Below are 9,014 nucleotides of genomic sequence, written 5' to 3' on the forward strand. Positions count from 1 at the left end.
AGCCGCGAGGTACGGGCAATGACATCCGCACGAACGGGTCGGCGTGTCGTCAGCCGATCAGCCGGTTCAGGGCGCTGGCTACGAAGGTCGAGCGCACGTCGTCGAGTCGACGCGCCAGCTCCGGTGCCAGTTCGCTCGCCCTCGCCCGCGACGCCGCGTCGGTCCGACGCAGCAGGGAAGAGAGCGCAGACTCGACGAGTGCGGCTTCGCGCTCGGCGCTCTGGCGCAGTCCGCGCAGGTGCCGCGGCTCGATGCCGTGGCGGTCGAGCGCCACCATCGCCCGTAACAGGGCGACGGTCTCCTCGGTGTACGTCTCGGCCGGTGCGAGCAGCCCCGTGCTGACCGCGTCGTTGAGCAGCTGGGGCGCGGCGCCGGCCGCCGCCAGCAATTCGGCGCGACGGTAGCGCCGGGGCGCCGGGACGATAGAGGCGGGAAGGCTCACCGGGGTTGCTGAGGACGGGTCGCGTCCCGCGTCGAGATCGGCGAGGTAGTCACGGATCACGCTGTGCGGCAGGAAGTGGTCGCGCTGCAGCGTCAGGGCCAGACGAAGCCGCTCGATATCGCTGTGCGCGAACTTGCGGTAGCCGGCCTCGGTGCGCGACGGCGTGACGATGCCCTGCACCTCGAGGAAGCGCAGCTTCGAGGCCGACAGTCCGGGAAACTCTGGCGTGAGCCGCGCCAGCACCTGACCGATGCTCAGAAGTCCCGCGGACGACGAGCGTTCGCGGGCGGTGGCGGGGGTCATCATCCGGCGGCTGCCGGGCTGAGATCGGCGGGCGACGAGAAGAAGTTCAGCCGGAACTTTCCAATCCGCACTTCGGCCCCGTTGACGAGCACGCCGCGATCGACGCGCTCGCCGTTCACGTACGTCCCGTTGAGTGAACGCTGGTCGATGATCTCGAAGGTGCCGCCGTGGCGGGTGACCTCTGCGTGCCGGCGCGAGACGGTCACGTCGTCGAAGAAGATGTCGGCTTCCGGGTGCCGTCCGACGGTCATCACGTCGGTGTCGAGCAGATACCGTGCACCGGCGGTGGGGCCCGAACGGACGATGAGCAGGGCAGCGCCCGTCGGCAGCGCCTCGATGGCCTCGAGCTCGACGTCGCTGAGCTCGTGCCCGAACGGCACGAACGACAGATCCGAATCATGCCCGAACGTCTGCGTGGTGTCGTGGGTCCCCTCGCGTCCGTTCGACCCGTCCGGTTCCCGGCGGATACCCCCGGAGTCGGGCCTGCGGTAGTCGTCTTCTGACACGCTCGTCCTCCTCTCGCCAGACAGACTATCCGATCGGGCGGCACGCGAAAGGGCCGATTTCGAGCGGTGACCGACCGGAGCGAGGCACGCGTAGGCTAGAGGGGATGTCTCTTCGATCTGTCTCCGGTTTCTTCGCCGCCGTCGGCCTCGCCGCGGCGGCGGTTTTCGTCTTCGCTGCCCCGGCAGCCGCGCACGATCAGCTCGTGGGCAGCGACCCCGGGGCGGATGCCACCGTGGCCGCGGTCCCTGAGCAGGTGGTGCTCACCCTCAGCGCAGAGGTGCTGGCCGACGAGGGTGCCGCGGTCGTGGAGGTGACGGATGCTTCGGGCGCGCTCGTCAGCACGGGCGACCCGGTCGTGGCGGGTGTCACGGTGACCCAGTCGCTGGACGCAGCTGCCGCTGTCGAGGGCGAATTCGAGGTGGTCTGGAAGGTCGTCTCCAGCGACGGGCATCCGATCGACGGCGCCTTCGTGTTCACGGTCGCCACCGCGACGCCCTCACCCACCGCATCGCCCTCGCCGACCGTGGAGCAGTCCGCCACGGCCGAGCCGACACCCACCGTATCCGCGGTACCCGCGGCCCCGCCGGCCGAGCAGCAAGGCGTTCCCGTGTTCGTCTGGGCGATCATCGGCGTCCTCGTGATCGGCGTGCTCGGCGCGATCGTCTACCTGCTGGTCGTGCGCGCTCGCGGTGCCGGTGCGACCGGCGGCGATCGGCGGGCGGGCGACTAGGCTGGAGCCATGCCTCACTACGACGTCGTCATCCTCGGCGCAGGCCCCGGCGGGTATGTCGCAGCCGTCCGCTCCGCCCAGCTCGGCCTGTCGGTCGCGATCATCGAAGAGAAGTACTGGGGCGGCGTCTGCCTCAACGTCGGGTGCATCCCATCCAAGGCGCTGCTCAAGAACGCCGACCTCGCCCACACCTTCACGCACAAGGCCGACCTGTTCGGGATCTCGGGCGACGTGCACTTCGACTTCGGCGCGGCATGGGACCGCAGCCGCACGGTCGCAGAGACCCATGTCAAGGGCATCCACTACCTCATGAAGAAGAACAAGGTGACCGAGTACGAGGGGCGCGGGTCGTTCACCGGCCCCCACGCGATCACGGTCACCCGCAGCGACGGCAGCACCGAAGACGTCACGTTCGACAACGCGATCATCGCTGCCGGCTCGAAGGTGCGGCTGCTGCCGGGCATCGCGCTCAGCGCCAATGTCGTGACGTACGAGGAGCAGATCCTCGCTCGCGAGTTGCCGAAGTCGATCGTCATCGTGGGCGCCGGCGCGATCGGCATGGAGTTCGCGTACGTGCTGGCCAACTACGGCGTCTCGTGCACGATCGTCGAATTTCTCGACCGCGCACTTCCGAACGAAGATGCAGACGTGTCGAAGGAGATCGCGCGGCAGTACAAGAAGCTCGGCGTCGAGATCCTCACGTCGACGAAGGTCGAGTCGGTCACCGACCACGGCGACCGTGTCACGGTGGCGTACACGGCGAAGGACGGATCGCAGGGGTCGATCGACGCCGACAAGGTGCTCATGTCGATCGGCTTCGCCGCGAACGTCGAGGGCTACGGGTTGGAGAACACCGGTGTCACCCTCACCGACCGCGGCGCCATCGACATCGACGACGTCATGCGCACGTCGGTGCCCCACATCTATGCGATCGGCGATGTCACCGCGAAGCTGCAGCTGGCGCACGTGGCCGAGGCCCAGGCCGTGGTCGCCGCCGAGACGATCGGCAAGGCCGAGACCATGGCGCTGGGCGACTACCGCATGATGCCGCGCGCCACGTTCTGCAACCCGCAGGTCGCCTCGTTCGGACTCACCGAGGAGCAGGCGCGCGAGGCGGGATACGACGTGAAGGTCGCGAAGTTCCCCTTCTCGGCGAACGGCAAGGCGAACGGACTCGGTGAGCCTATCGGTTTCGTCAAGCTCGTCGCCGATGCCGAGCACCTCGAACTTCTCGGCGGTCACCTCATCGGCCCCGACGTCTCGGAGCTTCTGCCCGAGCTGACGCTCGCGCAGAAGTGGGATCTCACCGCGCTCGAGGCCGCACGCAACGTGCACACGCACCCGACGCTCTCCGAGGCGCTGCAGGAGGCGTTCCACGGCCTGACCGGCCACATGATCAACCTCTGATCGGCGCGGCCGCCTCAACGGCCCAGCGCACGCGCGAGCTTGGATGTGCTCGCGGCGGGCTGTGCGCCGACAGCCTGTGCGACGTGCACGAAGGCGCGCAGCACGTCTGGTGGGGCGGACGGCGTCCCGCCGAGCAGCTCGAGTTCCCACTCCCGCCAGCGCCGCTCCGTTCCGGTGCGCAGATCGAGGGCGTCGACGTGGTCGTCGGCGAACTCGGCGATCGGGTTGCCTTCTTCGCTGTAGAGCACGAATGCGGTGCGCTCGTTGCGGATGCGGGCGATGGGCCCAAGTGCGTCGAGCGGCTCGGCGATCACGCGCGAGAGCTCGTCATACACGCCCGCGGGCGGTTCGTTCGGGTCGCCGAGGGGCCAGTGCACCTCGGTGCGTCCGCCGTCCACGAGCGGGCCCTTCAGGTGCCAGCCGGCATCGCCGCCTCCGGTGCGCCGGCGCAGCGCGACGCCGTGGGCGGCCAGCACGAGCCGTGCGGTGTCGAGGTAGCGGGCATCGAGCGACCGCACCTCTGCGGCGCCGACAGTCACGACCCCGGGCAGTGACGTGAGGTCGAGCAACGGCGTGTCGACCTCGACGTCGACCTTCGCCTCGACCTCGACCGATCGCGTGGGCCCGGCTGTGCTCACTCGTCGCGGCCGTCGGAGTCGGGGTTGATGTCCTCGGTGGATCCCGCGTAGTGGAAGTCGGCGGTTGTGGGGCCGTCGTGCGGTCCGGTGTTCTCCGGCGCGCCTTCGCGCCGGTACAGGATCTGCCCTTCGCCGTACGGCGCGATGAGCTGGTCGAGGGTCTCGTCTTCGAGCGGCAGCAGCTGCCCGTCGAGGGGCCCTCCGTGCAGACGTGCGATTGCCATATGTCCTCCTCGGCTACAGCGTAGTGCGCTCGATTCCCGCGCCGCGCTTCGCCGCGAGGTGCTCGTGCTCCCTGGTCGCGTCGGCCCGGGCACTGTCCAGCTCGTCCGTTGCCACGCGCACGGCGTCTTCAGCGCGGCGTACCCGCCGCTGGGCGAGCGTCGCGGCCCCGTGCCTCGCGCGCACACTGTCGTGCTGCTCCTCGATGCCGGTCACGATGTAGGCCCCTGCGAGCAGGACGACCTGCGCCGACAGGTTGAACCACAGCAGCAGGGCGATGAGCGAGGCGAAGGAGGCCAGCAGCGGATTGGATGCCGCGCCGCCGACGAACAGCCCCGACAGCTGCTGCAGCACGGCAAGCGCCACACCGCCGAGCAGTGCTCCCGGCCACAGCACCCGCGCCGAGGCGCGCACACCGGACAGCACGACGAAGAGCAGCGCCACGACGCCGGTGTCGAGGGCGAGCGTCACGATCAGCCCGACGCCCCACGTGGCCCAGCGCGAGACGGCGTCGTTGAGCCCCAGCCAGCCGTGCACCGATCCGACCAGTGCCGTGCCGAAGAAGGTGGCGGCGGCCGATGCCGCCAGTCCCACTCCGATCGCGGCGGCCAGCAGCAGGTTGCGCACGATGACCCACACGGCGGCCACATCGTCGTGCACCTTGTCGGCGATCGTGCGCAGTGCCACGCGCAGCGATCCGATGGCGCCGATCGCCGCCACCACCAGACCGACGAGCGAGATGATGCCGGCGAGGGTGAGGCCGAACGGCGACTGGATCTCGGCCGGGTCGATGATCGTGCCGACGAGTCCGGGAATGGCGGCATCGAGTGCGTCGACGAGTGCACCCCATGCCACGGGGTTCTCGGCGAGCCACAGGGCTGCGACCGAGAAGCCGAGAAGCACGGCGGCGAACACCGAGAACAGCGCCCGGTACGTGACGCTATCGGCCAGCATCGGCCCACGCTTCTCGCTGTACAGCAGAAACGCACGCACGGGTTTCAGCGTCAGCACCCAGGCGATGAGCCGCGCGAGCGGCGCACGGGTCGAGCGGGCAGCCATGTGGTCAGATTACCGGCCAGGCCGCGGCCACCCCGACCCAGCTGCCCATCACGAGGAACGGGCCGAAGGCGATGCGGGTGTCCCGTGCGGCTCGGCGTGCGAGCATCGCCACCACGGCATACGCACCGGCCAGCAGGAAGGTCGCGACGGCAGCCACGCCCAGCGCGTTCCAGCCGAGCCAGCCGAGCATGAGACCCAGTGCCCCGGCGAGTTTGACGTCGCCACCGCCGAGCGCGCCCGGACTGATCATCGCGATGCCGAAGAAGACGGCGAACCCGGTGAGCATCGCCCCGAGCGCGGTGGGCAGTCCTGCAGCCTGCGCGCCCGTGGTCTCGGCCACGATGAGCAGCGCGAGCCCCACCGGGTATGCGGGCAGGACGAGTGCGTTCGGCAGACGGTGCGTGCGCACGTCGACGATGGCGAGGATGGCTCCCCACACGCCGAACACGATGTACACCGCGAGCGGGGCGATGACGGTGGCAGACACGTCGTCGAGCGTAGGCGGCGCGTCGTGCGGCACGCGCCGCGTCGTCCACAGGGGTCAGCCGGTCTCCCCGACCGGCGAATCGGGATCGTCGGCCGCGCGCAGCGCGCCGGCTCCGTCGTGGATACCCGCGTTGGTGCGGTCGACACGATCGCGCACGCGCATCCACCGATGTACCACCGCTCCCCCAGATAGTCGGTCAGGCGGCTGCCGCCGCAGAACGCCGACGATGTGGGCCAGCCAGTCGGGGTGCGGGCGGGAGTGTGCGTAGATGCGGGCGGTGACGGGCGCAGACACCCCCGACCTACCGACGTGCGCGGGGCCGGGCGGCGAGGAACACGGCGACCGAGCGGACCGCGGCGGTCACGTAGGGTCGATGCGGGAGGTATCCGATGACGGGCATCGACGCACGCGAGGAGGCGCTGCGCGCCGCGGTCGCGGCAGGACTCCCGGGGGTGGTCGCAGGAGTGACGGATGCTTCGCGCACCCTGTGGCGTGCCGCGGCCGGTGTCCGTTCGCTCGACACGGGTGAGCCCGTGGCATCCGACGCCGTCATCGCCCTGCACTCCGCGACCAAAGCAGTCACGGCCACGGCTGCGCTGCAGTGCGTCGAGGACGGACTGCTCGATCTCGACGCACCCGCACGCACGTACCTGCCCGCGATCGGCGAGCTCGAGGTGCTCGAAGCGATCGACGACGACGGCACGGCGCGCACACGGCCGCCCGTGCGAGAGATCACCGCCCGTATGCTGCTGCTGCACACCTCGGGACTCGCGTACGACATGTTCGACCGCCGCTACGCGGTGTTGGCGCGCGCCCGTCGCGCGCGCCGGTCGGCGACGCCGCTGCGCGACGGGCTGCACGCGCCCCTGCTGCACGAGCCGGGTGAGCGGTGGACGTATGGTATCTCGCTGGACTGGCTCGGGCTCATCGTCGCCGAGCTGCGCGGACAGCGGCTGGAGGATGTCTTCCGCGAACGCATCTTCGCACCGTGCACGATGACCTCCACGTCGTTCGAGCTGCCGCCCGCGCTGCACGCGCGGCTCATGACCCTGCACCGACGCGGTCTCGACGGCGCGATGACGGCGACGCGCGGCGAGCCGCCCGCCGTGCCCGAGCTCGACCTGGGTGGGCAGGGGCTCTTCTCCACCGTCGACGACTACCTGGCATTCCTTCGCGTGTGGCTCGGCGACGGCTCTGCGCCCGGCGGTCGGGTCCTGCGTCCCGAGACGATCGCGTGGGCCGTCCGGGGTGTTCCGGGGCTCGAGGTCACTCCGCTGCCGGCGGCCATCCCGGCGCTCACCCGCGCGGTGGAGTTCCTGCCCGGTGCGCGCAAGTCGTGGGCGTACTCGTTCCTGGTCAACGACGACGATGTTCCCTGCGGGCGGCGTGCCGGCTCGCTGTCGTGGGCGGGCTTGGCGAACGTCTTCTACTGGGTCGACCGCGCCACGGGTGTCGCCGCCGTCTGGACGACGCAGTCCCTGCCCTTCTTCGATCCACCGGCCGCGACCGCCGTGGCCGACTTCGAGCGCGCCGTGTACCGCACGTTCAACGGGATCTCCGGCTCACAGTGAATTCCCTGTCTCGCGGGTGCACGAATCCGGTGCTCCCGAGCCGGGGAGCACCTCGCGCAGCAGATCGTCGAGCGCCACGACCCCACGAGCTGCTCGTCTGCGATGACCGTAGCCAATCGCACACGCTCCCGTCGCACACGCGAGCGAGCGCCGTCGGTCGACACACCTGGGCGCAGCGCAAGCGGCTCACGAGCGATCTGCCCCGCCGGGGCGACGGCGAGCGTGTCCCGCACATGGGCATACGACGCTCGTGCACGTATGCGACCAGTCGGACCTCGTTGCCGGCGACGTAGTAGACGACGTTGATGTGGAACGGCTTGACCTTCCGGCGCCGCAGTGGTGGAGGTTCATCCCAGTAGAGCACCCTCGGCCAGGAGTCTGGGGCTTCGAGTATGTCATCGACGGCGCTCTCGGCACTGGCGATGAGCTGTTCTGCGACGTCGACGGGGAGGCGGTCGGACTCGGCGAAAAGTTCGGCGCGAGCTTCGGGATGCTCGCGCCAGTTGCCCGCAATCACGCGCTCTGCTGCGCGCGGCGCTCTGCGATTCGTGCCCGGGCGATGCTCATGGTCTCGCGACCGTCAACGAGCCGAACCCGGCCACTCTCGATGTCATCGATGCGCCGACGGAACTCAGCCTGCCACGCTGCATCGATGACAGGGTCTGGCGCGTCAGGCTCGTCGACGCTGTCGAGGATCTCGTGGGCGAGCTTCACCCGATCGGCAGGGGTGAGTTCCCGCGCCTTCTCGATCAGTTCCGCCAAGGTCATGCTCCAAGTTTACGGCGCATGGGCGGCATCCGCTTTGGCCGACGCGGGCGGAACTCGACTTATGGCGATGGCAGCGCCTATCGCGGCGGAGGATTCGTTCCTGTTCTTCAGCAACAGCTACATGGATGCCGTCGCGATCGAGATCGCCACGCCCCAAGGCGACACTCGCCGAAGCAGATCGTGCAAGCCACCAGGGGCTGACCGCTTCTGCGATGTCCTCGACGACACCACGGCTTCGGTGGCACCGGACCCGCGCGAACGACTCGCGCCGGTTCGTTTTGTGGCTGGTCGGGAAGAACACCCAGGCCGAGACCAACGGCACCGCCTCAGCGCGGTCCTTCCGCCGTCACAGCGCGCGGTGCTGGGATCTTGTCCCACGGCTGGGACCGGTCAAGACGATCTACCACGCAGTGCTCGTCGACGGCATCTGGATCGACACCTCGGCAGGCGGTCGCTACTGTTGAGTCGGCTCGGGGCGTGTTCTTTCTCTGAGTTACTACCTGTTCGATAGGTAGGTCAGGACGGCGCGCACCCTGCGGTTACCGTCGTTCTGAGCGAGGCCGAGCTTCCCGAACAGCGCCCCGGACTCACCACACGGCGGGGTCGCTGCCGAGGTCGCGGGCGGGGAGTGCGGTGCGGATGTCGACGCCGTCGATCGTCAGCGGCGCGCGGAGTCTGCGGGCGGGACCCCAACTGGTGTGCTCGACGGACTGCGCAGTGTCGTGCCGGTTGTCCGCGCGGATCGGGATGTCGGGTTCGGAGGTGCCGGTGTTGGTGAGCAGGCGGGCGGTGCGGGCCAGTGAGAGTGCGGCGCTGCTGCTCCTCCCGGTGCGGAGCCGTTCATTGAGCGCCCGGATCGCCGCGTGGGCCATGAGGTATC

At 69.6% G+C, this 9,014-nt stretch carries 10 protein-coding genes and 1 pseudogene; 3 read left to right on the plus strand and 8 right to left on the minus strand.

Translation table 11 applies throughout. From position 1 onward, the window contains the following. Positions 1-49: 49 nt before the first annotated feature. Together ACK5IN_RS08685 and ACK5IN_RS08690 are read right to left on the minus strand one after the other, a co-directional pair. Positions 50-745: a MerR family transcriptional regulator gene (locus ACK5IN_RS08685; protein ID WP_416895792.1), complete on the minus strand. Its 696-nt coding sequence runs from the start codon at positions 743-745 to the stop codon at positions 50-52. Beyond that, positions 745-1,251, minus strand: coding sequence for an FHA domain-containing protein (locus tag ACK5IN_RS08690; RefSeq protein ID WP_416895793.1), 507 nt, complete (start codon positions 1,249-1,251; stop codon positions 745-747). The genes ACK5IN_RS08685 and ACK5IN_RS08690 overlap by 1 nt, the downstream gene beginning before the upstream one ends. A gap of 104 nt (positions 1,252-1,355) precedes the next feature. Between ACK5IN_RS08690 and ACK5IN_RS08695 the strand changes: the two genes are divergently transcribed. Together ACK5IN_RS08695 and lpdA are read left to right on the plus strand one after the other, a co-directional pair. After that, a complete protein-coding gene (locus tag ACK5IN_RS08695) occupies positions 1,356-1,982 on the plus strand; it encodes a copper resistance CopC family protein (protein ID WP_416895794.1) in 627 nt (208 codons plus the stop codon). 9 nt (positions 1,983-1,991) lie between these two features. Further along, a complete protein-coding gene (lpdA, locus tag ACK5IN_RS08700) occupies positions 1,992-3,389 on the plus strand; it encodes a dihydrolipoyl dehydrogenase (protein ID WP_416895795.1) in 1,398 nt (465 codons plus the stop codon). 14 nt (positions 3,390-3,403) lie between these two features. Here lpdA and ACK5IN_RS08705 read toward each other — a convergent pair whose 3' ends face one another. From ACK5IN_RS08705 to ACK5IN_RS08720, 4 genes are read right to left on the minus strand one after another with little or no spacing between them, the layout of a single operon-like run. After that, positions 3,404-4,027, minus strand: a complete 624-nt coding sequence (locus ACK5IN_RS08705) for a CYTH domain-containing protein (protein ID WP_416895796.1) — start codon at positions 4,025-4,027, stop codon at positions 3,404-3,406. Continuing rightward, on the minus strand, positions 4,024-4,251 hold the full coding sequence (locus ACK5IN_RS08710; protein WP_416895797.1) for a response regulator: 228 nt from the start codon (positions 4,249-4,251) through the stop codon (positions 4,024-4,026). Before ACK5IN_RS08710 ends, ACK5IN_RS08705 begins: the two co-directional genes overlap by 4 nt. Before the next feature lie 13 nt (positions 4,252-4,264). After that, complete coding sequence (locus ACK5IN_RS08715; RefSeq protein ID WP_416895798.1) at positions 4,265-5,308, minus strand: YihY/virulence factor BrkB family protein; 1,044 nt, start codon at positions 5,306-5,308, stop codon at positions 4,265-4,267. 4 nt (positions 5,309-5,312) lie between these two features. Continuing rightward, positions 5,313-5,795 (minus strand): prepilin peptidase, encoded by a 483-nt coding sequence (locus ACK5IN_RS08720; protein WP_416895799.1) that lies wholly within the window; start codon positions 5,793-5,795, stop codon positions 5,313-5,315. A gap of 389 nt (positions 5,796-6,184) precedes the next feature. Between ACK5IN_RS08720 and ACK5IN_RS08725 the strand changes: the two genes are divergently transcribed. Continuing rightward, positions 6,185-7,366 (plus strand): serine hydrolase domain-containing protein, encoded by a 1,182-nt coding sequence (locus ACK5IN_RS08725; protein ID WP_416895800.1) that lies wholly within the window; start codon positions 6,185-6,187, stop codon positions 7,364-7,366. A 513-nt stretch (positions 7,367-7,879) separates the two neighbouring features. Here ACK5IN_RS08725 and ACK5IN_RS08730 read toward each other — a convergent pair. Both ACK5IN_RS08730 and ACK5IN_RS08735 read right to left on the minus strand, forming a co-directional pair. Further along, positions 7,880-8,128, minus strand: a complete 249-nt coding sequence (locus ACK5IN_RS08730; protein ID WP_416895801.1) for an addiction module protein — start codon at positions 8,126-8,128, stop codon at positions 7,880-7,882. A gap of 593 nt (positions 8,129-8,721) precedes the next feature. Beyond that, a pseudogene (locus tag ACK5IN_RS08735) lies at positions 8,722-9,014 on the minus strand (hypothetical protein); the annotation flags it as partial.

The sequence above is a fragment of the Microbacterium sp. genome, assembly GCF_047971895.1.
In the GTDB taxonomy this organism is placed as follows: Bacteria; Actinomycetota; Actinomycetes; order Actinomycetales; family Microbacteriaceae; genus Microbacterium.

Excerpts from the sequence above, each read along its gene's own strand:
- ACK5IN_RS08710 (WP_416895797.1), bottom strand. The coding sequence starts at position 4,251 with ATGGCAATCGCACGTCTGCACGGAGGGCCCCTCGACGGGCAGCTGCTG.
- lpdA (WP_416895795.1), top strand. The coding sequence starts at position 1,992 with ATGCCTCACTACGACGTCGTCATCCTCGGCGCAGGCCCCGGCGGGTAT.
- ACK5IN_RS08695 (WP_416895794.1), top strand. The coding sequence starts at position 1,356 with ATGTCTCTTCGATCTGTCTCCGGTTTCTTCGCCGCCGTCGGCCTCGCC.
- ACK5IN_RS08715 (WP_416895798.1), bottom strand. The coding sequence starts at position 5,308 with ATGGCTGCCCGCTCGACCCGTGCGCCGCTCGCGCGGCTCATCGCCTGG.
- ACK5IN_RS08725 (WP_416895800.1), top strand. The coding sequence starts at position 6,185 with ATGACGGGCATCGACGCACGCGAGGAGGCGCTGCGCGCCGCGGTCGCG.
- ACK5IN_RS08685 (WP_416895792.1), bottom strand. The coding sequence starts at position 745 with ATGACCCCCGCCACCGCCCGCGAACGCTCGTCGTCCGCGGGACTTCTG.